The 15,334-nt window shown below is 40.6% G+C and carries 30 protein-coding genes; 29 read left to right on the top strand and 1 reads right to left on the bottom strand.

Annotation, left to right across the window (positions count from 1 at the left end):
• Positions 1–257: 257 nt before the first annotated feature.
• The 4 genes from LP667_RS04675 to LP667_RS17220 are packed head-to-tail and all read left to right on the top strand — an operon-like array spanning position 258 to position 1,593.
• Positions 258–479, top strand: coding sequence for a hypothetical protein (locus LP667_RS04675; RefSeq protein ID WP_056988412.1), 222 nt, complete (start codon positions 258–260; stop codon positions 477–479).
• A 14-nt stretch (positions 480–493) separates the two neighbouring features.
• A complete protein-coding gene (locus LP667_RS04680) occupies positions 494–1,228 on the top strand; it encodes an ORF6N domain-containing protein (RefSeq protein WP_225428788.1) in 735 nt (244 codons plus the stop codon).
• Between the two features lie 11 nt (positions 1,229–1,239).
• Positions 1,240–1,449 (top strand): hypothetical protein, encoded by a 210-nt coding sequence (locus LP667_RS04685; RefSeq protein WP_050339257.1) that lies wholly within the window; start codon positions 1,240–1,242, stop codon positions 1,447–1,449.
• A 12-nt stretch (positions 1,450–1,461) separates the two neighbouring features.
• On the top strand, positions 1,462–1,593 hold the full coding sequence (locus LP667_RS17220; RefSeq protein WP_015380502.1) for a hypothetical protein: 132 nt from the start codon (positions 1,462–1,464) through the stop codon (positions 1,591–1,593).
• On the opposite strand, the gene LP667_RS04690 is transcribed toward LP667_RS17220, so the two are convergent.
• A complete protein-coding gene (locus LP667_RS04690) occupies positions 1,565–1,891 on the bottom strand; it encodes a hypothetical protein (RefSeq protein ID WP_056988413.1) in 327 nt (108 codons plus the stop codon). The genes LP667_RS17220 and LP667_RS04690 overlap by 29 nt on opposite strands.
• Before the next feature lie 67 nt (positions 1,892–1,958).
• On the opposite strand from LP667_RS04690, the gene LP667_RS04695 reads away from it, so the two are divergent.
• The 25 genes from LP667_RS04695 (at position 1,959) to LP667_RS04805 (ending at position 15,333) form a co-directional block, all read left to right on the top strand.
• Positions 1,959–2,237: a hypothetical protein gene (locus LP667_RS04695; protein WP_050339256.1), complete on the top strand. Its 279-nt coding sequence runs from the start codon at positions 1,959–1,961 to the stop codon at positions 2,235–2,237.
• Between the two features lie 134 nt (positions 2,238–2,371).
• On the top strand, positions 2,372–2,611 hold the full coding sequence (locus LP667_RS04700) for a hypothetical protein (RefSeq protein ID WP_056988414.1): 240 nt from the start codon (positions 2,372–2,374) through the stop codon (positions 2,609–2,611).
• Positions 2,612–2,622: 11 nt separating this feature from the next.
• On the top strand, positions 2,623–2,823 hold the full coding sequence (locus tag LP667_RS04705; RefSeq protein ID WP_003641371.1) for a hypothetical protein: 201 nt from the start codon (positions 2,623–2,625) through the stop codon (positions 2,821–2,823).
• Positions 2,824–2,834: 11 nt separating this feature from the next.
• The gene (locus LP667_RS16685; protein ID WP_162985025.1) at positions 2,835–2,999 is read left to right on the top strand and encodes a hypothetical protein; all 165 of its coding nucleotides are present in this window, start codon (positions 2,835–2,837) and stop codon (positions 2,997–2,999) included.
• 2 nt (positions 3,000–3,001) lie between these two features.
• A complete protein-coding gene (locus LP667_RS16690) occupies positions 3,002–3,148 on the top strand; it encodes a hypothetical protein (protein ID WP_162985026.1) in 147 nt (48 codons plus the stop codon).
• The gene (locus LP667_RS04710) at positions 3,148–4,008 is read left to right on the top strand and encodes a DUF1351 domain-containing protein (RefSeq protein WP_056988415.1); all 861 of its coding nucleotides are present in this window, start codon (positions 3,148–3,150) and stop codon (positions 4,006–4,008) included. Before LP667_RS16690 ends, LP667_RS04710 begins: the two co-directional genes overlap by 1 nt.
• Positions 4,009–4,671, top strand: coding sequence for an AAA family ATPase (locus LP667_RS04715; protein WP_056988416.1), 663 nt, complete (start codon positions 4,009–4,011; stop codon positions 4,669–4,671).
• A gap of 1 nt (position 4,672) precedes the next feature.
• A complete protein-coding gene (locus LP667_RS04720) occupies positions 4,673–5,332 on the top strand; it encodes a DUF669 domain-containing protein (RefSeq protein WP_056988417.1) in 660 nt (219 codons plus the stop codon).
• Positions 5,333–5,378: 46 nt separating this feature from the next.
• Positions 5,379–6,071 (top strand): putative HNHc nuclease, encoded by a 693-nt coding sequence (locus LP667_RS04725; protein WP_056988418.1) that lies wholly within the window; start codon positions 5,379–5,381, stop codon positions 6,069–6,071.
• A 49-nt stretch (positions 6,072–6,120) separates the two neighbouring features.
• Positions 6,121–6,864 carry a hypothetical protein gene (locus LP667_RS04730; RefSeq protein ID WP_056988419.1) on the top strand — a complete coding sequence of 248 codons (744 nt, stop codon included), beginning with the start codon at positions 6,121–6,123 and terminating at the stop codon, positions 6,862–6,864.
• Entirely contained in the window at positions 6,864–7,649 is a 786-nt protein-coding gene (locus LP667_RS04735) for an ATP-binding protein (RefSeq protein ID WP_056988420.1), read from the top strand. Before LP667_RS04730 ends, LP667_RS04735 begins: the two co-directional genes overlap by 1 nt.
• A gap of 135 nt (positions 7,650–7,784) precedes the next feature.
• A complete protein-coding gene (locus LP667_RS04740; protein ID WP_056988421.1) occupies positions 7,785–8,093 on the top strand; it encodes a hypothetical protein in 309 nt (102 codons plus the stop codon).
• The gene (locus tag LP667_RS04745; RefSeq protein WP_121018925.1) at positions 8,086–8,244 is read left to right on the top strand and encodes a hypothetical protein; all 159 of its coding nucleotides are present in this window, start codon (positions 8,086–8,088) and stop codon (positions 8,242–8,244) included. The genes LP667_RS04740 and LP667_RS04745 overlap by 8 nt, the downstream gene beginning before the upstream one ends.
• 175 nt (positions 8,245–8,419) lie before the next feature.
• Positions 8,420–8,749: a hypothetical protein gene (locus tag LP667_RS04750; RefSeq protein WP_056988422.1), complete on the top strand. Its 330-nt coding sequence runs from the start codon at positions 8,420–8,422 to the stop codon at positions 8,747–8,749.
• A gap of 12 nt (positions 8,750–8,761) precedes the next feature.
• A complete protein-coding gene (locus LP667_RS04755; RefSeq protein WP_050584278.1) occupies positions 8,762–9,196 on the top strand; it encodes a YopX family protein in 435 nt (144 codons plus the stop codon).
• Between the two features lie 205 nt (positions 9,197–9,401).
• On the top strand, positions 9,402–9,800 hold the full coding sequence (locus LP667_RS04765; RefSeq protein ID WP_021732017.1) for a DUF1642 domain-containing protein: 399 nt from the start codon (positions 9,402–9,404) through the stop codon (positions 9,798–9,800).
• Positions 9,797–9,967 (top strand): hypothetical protein, encoded by a 171-nt coding sequence (locus LP667_RS04770; RefSeq protein WP_021732016.1) that lies wholly within the window; start codon positions 9,797–9,799, stop codon positions 9,965–9,967. The genes LP667_RS04765 and LP667_RS04770 overlap by 4 nt, the downstream gene beginning before the upstream one ends.
• A complete protein-coding gene (locus LP667_RS04775; RefSeq protein WP_021732015.1) occupies positions 9,948–10,373 on the top strand; it encodes a RinA family transcriptional regulator in 426 nt (141 codons plus the stop codon). The genes LP667_RS04770 and LP667_RS04775 overlap by 20 nt, the downstream gene beginning before the upstream one ends.
• Positions 10,374–10,839: 466 nt before the next feature.
• Positions 10,840–11,391, top strand: a complete 552-nt coding sequence (locus tag LP667_RS04780) for a hypothetical protein (RefSeq protein WP_056988423.1) — start codon at positions 10,840–10,842, stop codon at positions 11,389–11,391.
• A 303-nt stretch (positions 11,392–11,694) separates the two neighbouring features.
• On the top strand, positions 11,695–11,928 hold the full coding sequence (locus LP667_RS04785; protein ID WP_146969917.1) for a hypothetical protein: 234 nt from the start codon (positions 11,695–11,697) through the stop codon (positions 11,926–11,928).
• A 2-nt stretch (positions 11,929–11,930) separates the two neighbouring features.
• On the top strand, positions 11,931–12,101 hold the full coding sequence (locus LP667_RS16695; protein ID WP_056988425.1) for a hypothetical protein: 171 nt from the start codon (positions 11,931–11,933) through the stop codon (positions 12,099–12,101).
• Positions 12,070–12,582, top strand: coding sequence for an HNH endonuclease (locus LP667_RS04790; RefSeq protein ID WP_056988426.1), 513 nt, complete (start codon positions 12,070–12,072; stop codon positions 12,580–12,582). The genes LP667_RS16695 and LP667_RS04790 overlap by 32 nt, the downstream gene beginning before the upstream one ends.
• A 207-nt stretch (positions 12,583–12,789) precedes the next feature.
• A complete protein-coding gene (locus LP667_RS04795) occupies positions 12,790–13,248 on the top strand; it encodes a phage terminase small subunit P27 family (protein ID WP_056988427.1) in 459 nt (152 codons plus the stop codon).
• A gap of 2 nt (positions 13,249–13,250) precedes the next feature.
• Entirely contained in the window at positions 13,251–15,149 is a 1,899-nt protein-coding gene (locus tag LP667_RS04800; RefSeq protein ID WP_056988428.1) for a terminase large subunit, read from the top strand.
• Complete coding sequence (locus tag LP667_RS04805; RefSeq protein WP_056988429.1) at positions 15,139–15,333, top strand: DUF1056 family protein; 195 nt, start codon at positions 15,139–15,141, stop codon at positions 15,331–15,333. The genes LP667_RS04800 and LP667_RS04805 overlap by 11 nt, the downstream gene beginning before the upstream one ends.
• Position 15,334: the final 1 nt, after the last annotated feature.

Genomic DNA, 15,334 nt, shown 5'->3' on the forward strand with positions numbered 1-15,334 from the left:
GGTATTTCTCCCATGTTTGATGAACAACAAATAAACTTTAGTTATAAATATGTTGCAATTATTAAACTATAGTTGTATTATTAGTTCATCAAGTAATTAAGCAACAAAAAAATACACATCTATCAAAACAATAACTTTGGCGAGGAATTGCGGTAGTAGTAGGTTTTTAATTGCTTATTTAATACGCCTTAATATTAAACTATAGTTTAATTAAAGTCAATAACTTGATGAATAAATTATGCAAAGGAGGAGTAAAAATGCCAGAACAAACAATCGAAGATGTCGCATTGGAAATTGAAATTAAATACAAAACTGCATTGAGCCGCCACAAAATTTCTCAAAAAGAAATGGCTGAAATGCTTACCACTAAGTCCGAAAAGGTCACACCGTCACAAGTTAACCATGCAATCAAAGGTGGTAACGAACCCAAGTCAAGACGGATTCGGTCACAAATGGCCAAAATTTTAGGAATTCAATGAAAGGAATGATTCACATGCAAGAAGTACAACAAGTTAAATTTAACGGAGATCTAATTTTAACTACTGAACAGTTAGCTGAATTTTATGGAACAACATCGCGAAGAATCCAAGAGAATTTTAAAAGGAATAAAGACAAATTCATCGAAGGAAAGCATTTCTATTTGGTTGCAAACGATTTGTTGAAGCAGTTTAAGGACCAATACGCAAAAAGCGGTTTGGTTAATGAGCATGTTAGTTCTTTATATCTTTGGACTAAACGTGGTGCTAGCCGGCATTCTAAAATGCTTGGAACTGATCAAGCTTGGGACATGTTTGATGAGCTGGAAGAAAACTACTTTAACCCGAAACAGTTTGCGCTACCAACATCGCCACGTGAGATTGCCAGATTGGCGCTGCAAGCCAATGAGGAAACGAACCAGCGCCTAGACAGTGTAGAGGGCGATGTGAAAGACCTCAAAGAGAACCAAGTTATTCCTAATCCTGAATACAGCGCACTTAGCCGGCGTGTTAACCAACGTGTGTCAGAAGTAGCTCACAGTTATGGGCACATTACGAAGAAACAACGTGGCGAGTTATTTAAGGATATTAACGGTGGCGTCAAGAAGATTGCTAACGTGAGTGCTCGGTCAATGCTACGCAAGAAGGACTACCAGATGGTAATGGACTTCATCAACGATTGGGAACCGTCTACAGCAACTAAGACAATCATTCGACAGACGTCACTTCGATTCGACAAGGAGCCAGCATAGGAGGTAAAACAATGGAATTTGAAAATGTACGTGAAGCACTGAAATTCTTGCTTGAGTATAACGATACGATGTTGAACCCTAACCTTAAATCTCGGGTTAACGGTGGTAAGTGGGAGCCGAGCACAGTTAGCGAAGTTCAAGCGACGAACTATGACGCTTTAGCACAAGCAGCGGACATGCTTGGTATGAGCGACCTTTACTTAAATGAACAGCCAGCATAGGAGGTGAGTTAGATGGAACAATTAAATGTAACAATTGAAAGTTTAGATGAATTAAAAAAGCTGCTTGACGAGGCATCAGACCAGGTCAAACAACTTCAAAATACGATGTCTAAAATTACTGAATATCAAATGAAGTTCCATTAGATAAGCCATTTAGAACATAAAATTCAATAGCTTCATCTCGCATTTCAGTAAAACTTGAAAACTGTGAATTTTTGTTAATGATTTCGTCAACTACAGGTTTATCAAAATCATCAAAGGATTTAACGTTATCTGCCAAGATAGCGCTTAGCAAATCACCTGTTGTCTTGAAGCTTGTATATTTGTTCAAGAAATCATTGGTAAATAAATTCTCAAAGGAAACTTTATGATCGCCATCAAGTTCTTGGGCATTGTTGCTCATGCGATCAAAATCGGACACCAGTTTATCCAAACCATCCATATCTTATCACCTCGATTTATTGGGATAAGCAAAGTATACAACTAAGCAAACATAGGAGGCGAGTTACATGGAATCTAACGACATCTCTTTAAGCCTGCCTAGCAAGGTATTAGAGCCAATCAAGCAAGAGCTAACAGGGATAATCAAATCTGTATTTAAAAGTATGATGGACCGTGAAGCTTTACCGTATTGGATGAAGAAACAGGAAGCTCAAATTTACATGAATGTTAGTGACAAAACTTTAGACAAATTCATTGTTGACGGTTTGAGGGTTTCCGTTGTTGACGGAGTTCAACGGATTTCAAAAAAATCCGCTGATAAATATTATGAAGATCATGAATTATAAATAGTCTATGCGAGGGGCCATTTATTGGGAGGAATTGCCATGGTAGAAGTAGCGGCATTAACCTGGGCGCTAACAACCGTGTGGTGCAAACGCCGAGAGATTAGAAACTGGTTTGGAATTTAGGAGGAAACGATATGTATGAAGAAGACATTGAGCACGCGTTAAGAGCACGTAAGTATAACGCGATTCGTGCAGATGAACGTGAGCTGATTAACGCTATCACGTACGATACAGAAGGAATCATTAAGCGGCACCCATGTTTTGGCTATTCAGAAGAATTTATTGGCGAGTTGCAAGAACACGATATTAATGTTCGCGAGCCAGATGAAAATTCTGATGAGAACTGGACGTTCACATTGCCACCAATGTATTAGGAGGAATGATCATGAAAGTTCATGTAGGTGATCGAGTGAGTTACAAGGCTGAGTATAGTTGCGGCCAATTAATACGAGAAGCCGGCGTTGGCAAAGTAGTGGATATTAAAAAAATTCCGTTCACATTGCGCACTCAAAAAGATGTGGCTGTAGTTGAACAAAATGGACAGCAATTTGAAATCATTACTAATGGCATTCAAGTGCTCAAGTAGGAGGAATGATCATGCAAAAAGCATTAATTTTACCACTCCACGAGTGGAAACGAGCGCAAAAAAAGCCATCGCTAGTAACGGCTAACGATGGACTAATGGAAAAAATGTTCAGCACCAACATCTACTCTATTCCAAAGCAGTCTCTTTTGCAAGTGCTAAGAAAGCGAGGACGGTAGCTATGGAAGAAATCGTGAACAATCACATCAAGTTTCTAAAGCATGTTATCAGCAGTGTTTGGATCAGTGATGGTGAATCGCTGACCAAGCTGTACAAGATGTTGGATAAGAGTGAAACAGAATTGAACGAATTACGGGGGCTTGAATAATGGCGAATGAAGTAATTAATCTGCCAGACTACACGGTGGACTATCACCCAGTACCAATTAAAATTAACAATTTGAAAGGATTGCAGGCGTCCATTGCGCAATATGTATCGCGCTACTCGAATTTAGTAATTACCGAAGATAACGTAACTGACAGCAAGCAAGTGCGAGCCAAATTGAACAAGCTCAAAAAGGCGCTTGATGATCGGCGCAAAGAAATCAAGCGCAATTATAATCAACCATTACGTGAGTTTGAAACCGAGGTAAAAAAGCTTGAAGCCAGCATCGACATGATCATTGATCCGATTGATGAAGGACTTGGTGAGCTGGAGGTTCAACGCCGTGAACAACGCAAAGCTGACGTGATGGGCTTGATTGCTGAAATGGCCCCCAATTATGACGTTGGGGTGGATGAAATTGAATTCGATCCTCGTTGGCTGAATAAGAGCATCAGCAACAAACAAATCACTCAAGAAGTTGCATCGTCGATGACGGTGGTAAAGCAAGCCAAGGATAAGTTGGCTACTGCCACAACGATGATTACCAAGTATGCTCAAGCAGTCGACGTTGATCCCATCCCATGGATTGACCAGTTGAAGCAAGGACAGGACGTCCAGTACTTGTTACAGGCAATTGACCGGCAAGTTGAATCAGCCAAAGAACGTGAACGTCAGCGAGAGCTTAAACAGCAATTAGCTGCAGAACATCAGCAAGAAACGAGTACCGGTAAAATTGTCGATACAGACACCGGTGAAGTAGTGTCCCTTACTCGAACTTTGAAAATTACAGCCACTAAAGACCAGATGTGGGGGCTATCTTCATATATGAAAAAGAATGGTATTAAATTTGAGGCAGTGATGTAGATGAAGTTTTATGCGGATGGCAACATTCCAGTGATACCAAATATGTACTTCATATACGGTGATGGTGGTACCGGTAAGACCAGTGTAGTGAAACAGTTTGTAGGCCACAAGTTGTTGTTCAGCTTCGATATGTCGAGTAATGTCTTGATCGGTGATAAGGACGTCGATGTTATTATCTTTGAACATCGTGACATGCCAAATATCCAGGCAATGGTTGAACAATATGTCATGCAAGTAATTTCAGATGCTAAGTATCAGGTGATTGTATTAGACAATATCACAGCACTTCAAAACTTGGTATTAGAAAATATTGATAATGCCGCAAAGGACAATCGCCAGAATTATCAAAAATTACAATTGTGGTTTAGAGATCTCGGTACGATTTTGAAAGAAAGTGGCAAGTCCGTATATGCTACTGCTCATCAACTTGACAATGGTTCATCAGGTATTAGTGGTGAAGGTAGATACCAAGCTGACATGAACGAAAAGACGTTCAATGCGTTTACTAGTATGTTTGACCTCGTTGGACGGATCTATTTGACGGGTGGTGAACGCATGATTGATTTAGATCCCGAAAAGGGGAATCACGCCAAGAACCGAATTGATAATCGCAAATTGATTAAAGCAAATGAACTAATTCAAATAACTAAAGGAGCAAAATAAAATGGCACTTTTTACAGTAGATTCAAATAACACTTTCGGACAAACTGTCGAAGAAGCAGGTAAATATAATGTGGTTATCGCGTCTAGTTCGCAATACACGAAAACCAAAGAGGCTGGCAAGCCCATGGCAATCTTTGACTATGAGGTTTTAGACGGCCCATACAAAGGTGGCCTAATCCGGTTTGACAATGAGGTCTGGGACAGTACTTCGGAGGACAAAGCCAAGTTGTCCGCCAAACGCTTTAATACCATTGCAGTAGCTTTAGGCGCAAGTAATGGCACGACATTTGATTCAATTGAACAGTTTGTCAGTCAAGCAGTAGGGCATCAATTGGCAATCACGGTTGATTGGGATACTGGTTCAAACGGAAAAGCCTATTTAGCGGTTAAAAGCTACGAGCCGTTTATGCAGGATGGTAGCAAACCGAATGGTATTAAGCGGCCAGCAGGCAGTAGCAATACAGGAAATAGTGGCTTTGGCAATCACAAAAGCACAAGTGGTGGTTTTGGCACGACGACTAATAAGCAACAGGGTAATGGATTCAGCACTCCAGCAAGTAGTAATGCTGGTAATGTGCAAGCCCCAGGATATAGTAATCAATCAGCTAATAGTTACCATGGCGGTGGGTTTCCCCCAATTCCAGACGAATCGCCCTTCTAATTTAAACTGTTTATTAAATAAAGCTTCCAAACATTGGGGTGACTAGATGCAACAGTCACGAGCGCAGTTAATTGAGCAGGATGGCCAATACTATTTGGTTACACGGTTAGATGAGAAGCCTAATTTAGACCATATAGAGACCGTTAGCGGCTCCTACAGCCAATTTTATGTGGATTGGGAAATAGCTGACACACGTAAAGCTAGGCCACAACAACGACGCTTGTTCTTCGCGTTGCTTAGTGACATCTATACGTGGTCAGGCATGCCGACAGACTTCTTGAAAAACCTGTTTTATTTGCAATATGAGTCATATACGTTTGGCAAGCAGATTAGCTTGTCAGACACCACAGAATCGTCTGTGAGTGATGCTAACCAGTTACTCGACCTAGTCATCGACTTCATGTTTGAGTGGCACGTGCCGTTCAAGGAAGGCTATAAACTATTACCACGTGAGCAAGAGTATTACCTGTTTCAATGTTGCCGCCACCGAGTTTGCATGATCTGCGGTAATCGTGCTGATATCCATCATGTAGACGTTATCGGATCCGGCTTGAACAGAACACACGTTGACCACACCAAACGGCACGTTATGGCATTGTGTCGAGTTCATCACAGCGAGATTGAGCAAATTGGATCCGTGGCATTTAGTGCAAAATACCACGTCCCAGTAGAGGGGATAAAACTAGATAAAGAAACACTAAAACGAATTGGCTTGAAAGGTAAATACAGCAGTGACTAATACACCGGGTGGGTGGAATGCCTACTAGTAAATAAGGGAGGATTAAGAGATGGCACAGAGAAGAATGTTTAGTAATACGATCACGGATTCTGATTTGTTTATGGATATGCCTAAGTCAGCTCAGCTACTATATTTTCATTTGAATATGCATGCTGATGATGATGGGTTTGTGGGTAATACAAAATCTATTATGCGGATGACTGGTTCAAGTGATGATGATTTGAAAATTTTGTTAGCCAAGCAGTACCTTATTCCGTTTGAGAATGGCGTCACTGTGATTAAAGATTGGCATATTCATAATTACATCCGATCAGATCGTAAGCACCCCACGAAATATACCAGTGAGCTTAAACAATTAGAGCTAAATGAAGACGCTAGTTATAGTAAATTACCATTCGGTAGTCAAGTGTCAACCAACGGTCAACCAAATGACGGACACTTGGTAGGCAATTGTCATACCGAGGTTAGGTTAGGTAAGGATAGGTTAGGTAAGGTTAGTAAAGGTAAGTATATAGAACCAGATAATCCTAAGCCAAAAAAAGCCAAACCAGTACGACACAAATATGGACAATACCAGAATGTCTTACTGACGGATGAACAATTGGAGAAACTCAAATCGGAGTTTCCTTCTGACTGGCAAGATCGTATTGAGCGAGTCTCTGTGTATGTTCAATCTAGTGGTAAACACTACAAAGATTACTTGGCTACCATTCGTAATTGGGCTAAGAGAGATCAGCAAAGTAACCAAAGTAACAAAGTAGCGCCACAAACACGAGAGGACTGGTTTGGCTAATGGAAAATGTAACGAAGTTATTCAATCAAGCCACGATTCAGAAAGTAGTAGCGGCTAGAGGAATTGATACAACTAAGTTGCCAACCAAAGAAGAATTGGATCATCAAACGATTGACCGTGCCAATGCTGGTGTGGTTGCTAACCGGAAACGGTATTACTATCGCATGTCAGTCTGGTCTGGAGGCGTGCCACTACGATTTAGCTTTAATGATTGGCGGGTTGATAAACAGCCTAATCAAGCTAAAGCTAGAGAGCTTGGCAATCAAGCATTTAAGTTAGCTAGGCAATTAGAGACTAACCAGTTCAACGTAGCACTTGCAGGCGGCCCTGGTGTCGGCAAAACGTCATTAGCACTGGCAATTATGTATCAGTTAATGGGTGTAGGGCAGACAGCAATGTTTGTCTCAACAGCCGAGTTGCTACGGCTGGTAAATGAGAAATACGAAGCACCGGACGTACGTCAACGGTTACTATACGTTTTAAAAGACATGCAAAACGTTGATGTTCTAGTTTTAGACGATTTTGGTACTGAAGGCGGTAAACCAACCGAAAAAGGATTCTACAAGCCAGTGCACAAAGATTTGCAGACATTAATGTATCAAGTGGCGAATGCGCGTTGCGATTTTGATCATAACGAAGTCAAACATATAACCATCATTACGACTAACAACACACGTAAGCAATTAGAAAGTATGTATGATGGCAAAACAATCGACCGCTTATATACCAAGGATACTAGCTGTCAATTGCTGTTTGACAACATGGAAGGAGTCAGAAGTGTATGAGTTGTGAATTATGTCATGGTAGTAAAGTTGTTCAGCAACCACTTGAAAGCTATGGTTTCACGTTTGGGCCATGCCCAAATTGTACGAATGAGATACACGCTCATTACGAACAAGAGCTTGAAAGGAAGTTAGTCTATGGCGAGCAAAAATTGGTCGAAAGAGCTGGAAGTAATTCATAAGCTAGAAGCGAGATATGGCAGCATGGATAACGTACCTCCTAGCAAACTAGCTAACCTGCATAAGATGCCCGGAATTAAGGCCGTATCAGGCGATTACAAGGAGATTACGCGTACCCAGTATAATGCCATTAAATTAGTCATGAAAGGCAAGCAGGGTAAAAATAGGGTGTCTCGGGAGCTAAAGCACAGTAACAGTTGGATTGATAGACGTATTCGCGCGATTGACGAAAACAAATACTACATTACGGAGGACGAAGATGCCTAAACACACTAAGAAGCGTTCAACGATTAAACGGAAACACCGGCGAATGAAGGAGCACGCCGAAGCAAACAAAGCTAAAACGCTGGATAGTAAGCAATTGGCCAAGAAATATGAGCCGTACAACATTAATAAGCGGGCGTTCGGGGAGGATTGAAAATGGCTTATATATTGATGATTAATAGTGATGTGGCAGCTGTATATTCCAATAGACAAGCCGCTAGAAAAGATGCGAAACATTTCAGAGAAAAGGGCCAGAACACGTCAATTATGACTGTTCCTTACCATAAGCAAAGTATCTTGGAATGAAACTAATCAAGGAGATGGCGAAGATGATTAAAATCGATAAATGTGTTGCTAAACCAACAGAATTTAACGTAATTAAGATTACAAGTTCATTGGGTGATGAAGTACAAAAAGCGTTTAAGGCTGCTAATAAGCTCGATGAAAAACTAGATAAACCAAGAAACACTTGGAAAGCAATATTTCAATATCATGGGTTGATTTGGACTAATATATGGGGATTTGAATTCATAGCAAATTATGGGAAGGAGAATCAGTGTAGACGACAGCCAGTTTCACTTAATGATCGAATTGTCGAAGACCGTGCTAGTGAGCAATTCTTAATACCTAATGAGCTATTTGAACGCTATTTTATGTAGGAGATGGCGACGATGATTAAGTTTAGAGCGTGGGACAAGGAAACCAACAAGTATTTTGAGCCAACTTATCAAGCCTATATGGGCAGGCTTGAAGAATTAACAATTGGTTTAAGTGGCAGATTGCAAAAAAGAACCTACAGAGGAGTAGTGGATGAGTCTGTGTTCCCTGGTAGGTATGTTGTTGAGCAGTTTACTGGCTTGAAAGACGTGAATGGCAAGGATATATACGATGGTGACATTGTGTCAGTTTTTAACGAGGACGGGAATTACTACAACGATGTAATTGAATGGTGCATAAAATACAATTACCCAGCATTTGAATTGAAATACCATTCACATTTATACGAATCTAATGCGTTGTCTGAAATCATGAATGCTGGTGTTGAAAATATCAAAGTTATTGGCAACGTGCACGAGAACCCGGAGCTATTGGAGGCGGACAAATGAAATGTCCTTATTGTCACAGTGATGGATCACGTTTAGACAATGTTAGTGTTTGGGGGTCAAAACCAATTGACAATTTAGCCGGTCCTGGTTATCCGGATTTGTACGTTGATCTATCAACACATAGATTAGTTTCAGGTGACGCCATGCAAGACTGGCGAATTAGGCATTGCCCCATGTGTGGTCGAAAGTTATGGGAGGAAAACAAATGATTAAAATTTATCGTAAAACGGCCACTATCAAGGCCAAACAATTTGATGGTAGTACAGAAATGATTGAACGTTATGACATGGGATTTCAATTAGCGCCTAATGGCAAAGGTGGAGCAATCATTAAGACCCTAGAAGGTGACCTTTTAGTGCATATAGGTGATTGGATTGCAACTGGCGTCAATGGCGAACACTGGGCGATTGCAGATGACGTTTTCAAGAAGGCATATGCCGAACTACCAGTGATTTCGAGAATGTATGCAGATACGATTGAAGAGTTTAAGGCCAACCACTACCGATTAAGCGAAATGTTTGATGATTGGGATTGGGGATATGCTGAACAAGAATTGATTGCCCGCGCGTGGCTAGACGGGTACACGGTGGAGGAAGATAAATGACTGACACCGAATACGCCAAAGCAATTCAAATGAAAGCCACAGTTGCCAACCTGGAAATGAACGCGGCACTGACAACTGAGCAACAGGCACAAATTGGCCAGGACTTCATTGCTGACATTATGGAGTTGAGTGAAAGGGGAATTGGTAGTGAAACGAACGACGATTAGAAAAGTTGAAGATATTTTACGTGACTATCCCAAGATTGACAAGTATATCGAGAAACGTGAACAGGAATTACGTTATCCAACTGTACCACGTGATGATAATGTTGGAGGTGGCAAGGCACAATACAAATACCCAGATACGGCGTTAAATACGCTCATTACAATTGACGATGATCGGCGCATTAACACATTGAAGCGTCAGCGAGAAGTAATTGATGATTGTCTAGACGGCGTTGGCCGTGATACAGAAGTAATTATAAATGAGCTATATTTTAAGAAACACCAGCAGTACACAATTGACGGATTAATTGCAAATCACATGATAAATGTTAGCCGTCGAAAAGCGTTCGACTTAAAGAAAACTTTTATTAACGATTGTGCTAAGGGGTTTGGATTGTATGAAATATAAAAACGTGCACTAATCGTGCACTTTTGACCCCTACAATTGTGCTAAATTGGTAGTATGCCAAATGTGATTGACGTGCATGAAGTAATCCTCCAAATTACAGACTGGTAATCGCTGTGGGCTAATTGGTAAGCCACAATGGGATGTAGGTTCGAGGCCTACCGGCGATATAGTTATACAGCATGGCCACTCATGAGGGCTAAAACTGTATAACATGTGCTTGTGGCGGAATAGGTAGACGCATGTCAGATGGCAAGTACGTTAAAAAATAGCGCCCTGCTGACAAGGGGAAGTGCGGTCATCATGTAGAGTGCAAATCCCTACCAAGCACATTGAAAGTACCGTGGCTTTATCCATGTCCTTCATAAAACCACGCCCTTTCAAATTGTTGACGATTGAATCTCCAAACTAGCTCTCGCTTATTGGCGGGAGTTTTTGTATAGTTAAAGTAGTTTGGAGGAATGATTTTATGTATATGAATATTATAGCTACAATCTTTACCGTTTTATTAGGTGTTTTAATTTTATTTTTGCGGCAGCTTCCTGCGCATATTAGTAATAAATTGATTGCAAACACAAAATTTTTGAATAATCGTCAATTGCAAGTTGAACAGTATTTCAGGCAACTTGGTGGATCCGAGTTAAAAGAAGTTATGGAGGAATGGACTAAATATATCACATTCATAGATGAAACAATGGAAACTTTAAATTCAGATGATGGAATCGCACGTTTTAAAAGTTTAACTCACAAAACGTTATTATATGGATCTGATAAAACAGTCGCTATATTGGGGCTTCTTAATCAATACAATTTTAAAGGTCAACGAGATGGTGGCGCTAAGCTAATGTTATATATAGCAAACTTAATTGCTTCACTTAAGTACGACTTTACTGGTTATCAGATTGATCCCTTAGATTTATTAAGAACTGAAATAACTGACTTCGATTCTAACGAACGTGATTATAATAAAATGAATGCTGATATAAATGAAGAGTTACATAAGCTTTTTAGTCATAGATAGATTAGGAGGAGATAGCGTGTTAGGAGTAACAATTACTGATTATACAATTGTTGTAGTAACAGCGGTTATTACCCTACTATTTCTATTATTGATTTTTGTGTGGGTATATAACCGATTTATAAAATAGTTAAATTGTACACAATTTTATTTGAAGGCTCGGCTAATTACTGGGCCTTTGATACATAAATTTAGGAGTGACGTCAAAGAAAGTAGGTAAGTAGAATAATGACCACATATAAAGACCACGTTGGGGTCTATGGTAATTACTATCCAGACAAGCTAAGAAGAAAGCAGGTAAGTAGAATGGAAGTATCACACACGCTCGATGGCTACTGGGTACTATCAGGATATATTGACCCAAAGCATGAGGACGCACAGGCTACCATGAGAAAAGCAAAGGAGCAGTTTATCAGAGTCAATCCTTTAATTGACTCAGCTAAAGTGGTTGTTGTTAATGGTGAGTTCAAGCAACCTATTAATAAGAGCTTAGCGTCAATGATTATCGATGGTGCAAATTCGGAGTGTGTCGGTGATTAACTATGGCAAAGATGATTAACACAAAATATGGCTACGTCACGCCACAGGAAGCGGAGATGGATGCCCACTTAGATAAATGGATGAAGCGTCGTGCTAAACAGCATGGCGCTTTTAGTTTGGAAAAGAAACGGAGTAAGCAACATGCCAAGGACAAGAAGATGCCGTTATCCTAACTGCCATGCAATGGTCACTTTCCCTGACCACTATTGTCAACATCACTATGAGCATGAAGCTGAGTACTTGGCTAGTCGGCAACGTTGGGCACGTAGCAATGACAAACAATACACACACAAGTACAACACGGTTACACGTTATCGTAATGAGGATAAGCGTCAGCAATACAATTTCTATCGGACAAGGCAATGGTCACATCTAAGGCAACAAGTCCTAGAGCGTGACCATTACTTGTGTGCTTACTGTAAAGTGCAAGGCGTCATCACGCCTGCTAAGACAGTTGACCACATTGTGCCAATTGAGTTTGACGAAACACTGAAAGCTAACGTTGATAACTTAGCTGTTATCTGCGGTAAGTGTCACCGACTCAAGACTGACTGGGAACAACTAACTTATGGCACAGGTCAAGGCAAAGAGCTGCAAAGCGTAACGCCGATCAATGATGTGTCAGCAATCGTTGTGTTAATGAATGAGAAATAAAGCTAAATCAATTTATTGGTGCCTGTCGTTCGATTTAAACGATTTTAAATTTATTAGTGTAATTGGTCGTGACGAAAATTAAAACAACCCCCGCCCCCTAACACGTCCCAGGAAGAGCACACACATTGGCGTTATTTTGTGATAGAAACAATTTTTGAAAATTTTTAGGTAGGGGGGGTCACCCAATAACGAAAGGAGGCATAGAAAATGAAAAAAGCAGATAAAGACGTCAACGACGGACAATTGTCACGTACACCGCCAGCTTACTTGGGGCGGCAGGCTAAGGTCGTTTGGCGTCGATTAGTGCCGTTTTTAGAAGACAATACCCCGGTTAAACGCATTGATAGTGGGCTTGTAGAGCAATATGCTTCCCAATATGAGATTTATCGCAATGCGTATAAACATATCCAGGAAAACGGTGAAGTCCAAGCAATCTATAAAACGTTACAAGATCAGACCGGTAAAAAAATTGGTCGAGACTTCGTGGGCTACAAGCGTAATCCCATGACACAAATTTACGATTCAGCGGTTAAAAATCTGACTAAACTAGGCGCTGAACTAGGCTTGTCGCCGAAGTCACGTAGTGATTTGCTCAAGTTAAACTTAGATGACCACAAGGACGAGCGAAGTATTAGTGATCGTATGAAAGAATTTCTAGGAGACTGATAATGAAGATTGATTTAACACAAACACATGATGTTATTGGAGCTTATCAATCATTAGACTGCTCAGCAATTCGCCAACAATACACTGATTTGGGCACAAAGTATGCCTTTGATGTCCTTGATGAGAAGGTGGTTACTGGCTATTTGATTAAGTTAGCGGCTTTTCGCCATATCCGAGACTTGCAGCGTCAAGGTAGCGTTGAATTTCCATTTACTTATTCGGTTAAGAAAGTAGACCAAGTGCTTAAATTTGCTTCCATTTGTCCGAACGTTGACACAGGCGAACCGACCAAGCTTATGCCGTGGCAAGAATTCATTATGGCAATGCTGGTTGGCTGGCGTAATGACGACGGTGGCAAGCGTTTCTCACGAGCTATAGTTTCCGTTGCGCGTGGACAAGGTAAGACGTACTTGATGGCGATTATCACTGCTTATAGTTTTTTAATTGAGTCATTGGGACTATCTAACCAAGATTACTTAGTTTCATCCATTAATTACAAACAAACGAGCAAGATTCTGGGCTACATTAAGTCGATGCTTGCTAAGATTGCAACTATTGAGCCATTTAAGTCATTGATTGCTGATAGTGGATTAGATACACGGACACTGTCCTCACAGGCCGATCAAGTCACAATGAGCAAGACTAATAACAAGCTACGGGCGATTAGTCACGAAGCCGGTCAGTACGATAGCTTTCATTTTACAACGGCTATATTTGATGAAATTGGTGAAATTAAGACACGACAAAAGATTTCTAAAATTGTTTCTGGCCAAGTTAAGGTGCGTAATAAGCAATTTATTCAGATTTCAACAGCTTATCCCGATCCAACCGTGCCATTCCATGATGATGAGCGCATGATTCAGCAAGCTATGGAACAAGATTATTTGCGCGATGCTGATACATATTTGGGGCTTATTTGGTCGCAGGACAATCTGGATGAAACTTATAAGCCCGATATGTGGGTTAAAAGTAATCCCTTGCTAGATTTACCAAGCCAACGAGAAGTGTTACTGAACGGTTTGACAGATAAGCGCGATTCTGACGCTTTATCGGGCACACTCAACGATTTCCAAAATAAAAACCTTAACCTGTGGCTAGAACAATCGACCGACAGCTTCTTGAAACTGCCTGACGTTGAAAAAGCCATTGTGCCGTCGTTTAGTTTTGATGATCGGCAAGTTTATATTGGTTTTGACTACTCAATGTTTAGTGATAACACGGCGCTAGCGTTTGTATTTCCTTATCGTGATAATAATGACAAACCACGATGGTTTATTTATCAGCATAGCTTTATCCCCTGGCAGAAAGCTGGTTCGATTGAAGCCAAAGAAAAGCAAGACGGTATTAATTATCGGGACTTAGCTCAAAAGGGCTTTTGTACAATTAGTAGTCACCCGCAAGGACTAATCAATGACGAACAGGTTTATCAATGGTTGCTTAACTTTGTTGAGCGTCACCGGTTAGAGGTGGTATTTTTTGGTTATGATGCTTGGGGAGCCACGCCAACTATCAAACAGCTAGAGCTTAATTCTGGTTGGCCGTTACAAACCATTCGACAGCGGACTAGTGAATTGAAGGATCCAACTAAGTTTTTGCAGAAGATGTTTGTCGAAGGGTCGGTTGACCGACTTGATGATCGAATTATGGAAAAGGCGCTACTGAATGCAGAAATATATGAAGACAAAGTTGGTATTCAAGTTGATAAAGCTAAGGCCACGTTGAAGATTGATGTGGTAGATGCGTTAATTGACGCCTTATTCCAAGCCATGTATCACTTTGAAGACTTTGCAGACGTAAACAATTCTGATAAACAGGTCGAACGCATGAACGAAAAACAAGTTCTCGAATGGTTTAATAACCCAGAGTCGGGATTGCTAGGAGATGATATTAATGATTTTTAAACAATTTTTTGCAGCTATCTGGCATTACTTTGATGTGCTGTGTTTTATTCTAAGTATGATTGCTGGGGTATATGCAGCCTTTTTATTTGGACAGGCACAGGGAATTCTAGCAACCGCTATAGCCTTGTTTTTAATTGGCTGGCTTTCGGAAGTCGTAACAGCTGGCCAAAAAGGAGGTGATTAAC

It is taken from the genome of Lactiplantibacillus paraplantarum, from assembly GCF_003641145.1.
Classification (GTDB): domain Bacteria; phylum Bacillota; class Bacilli; order Lactobacillales; family Lactobacillaceae; genus Lactiplantibacillus; species Lactiplantibacillus paraplantarum.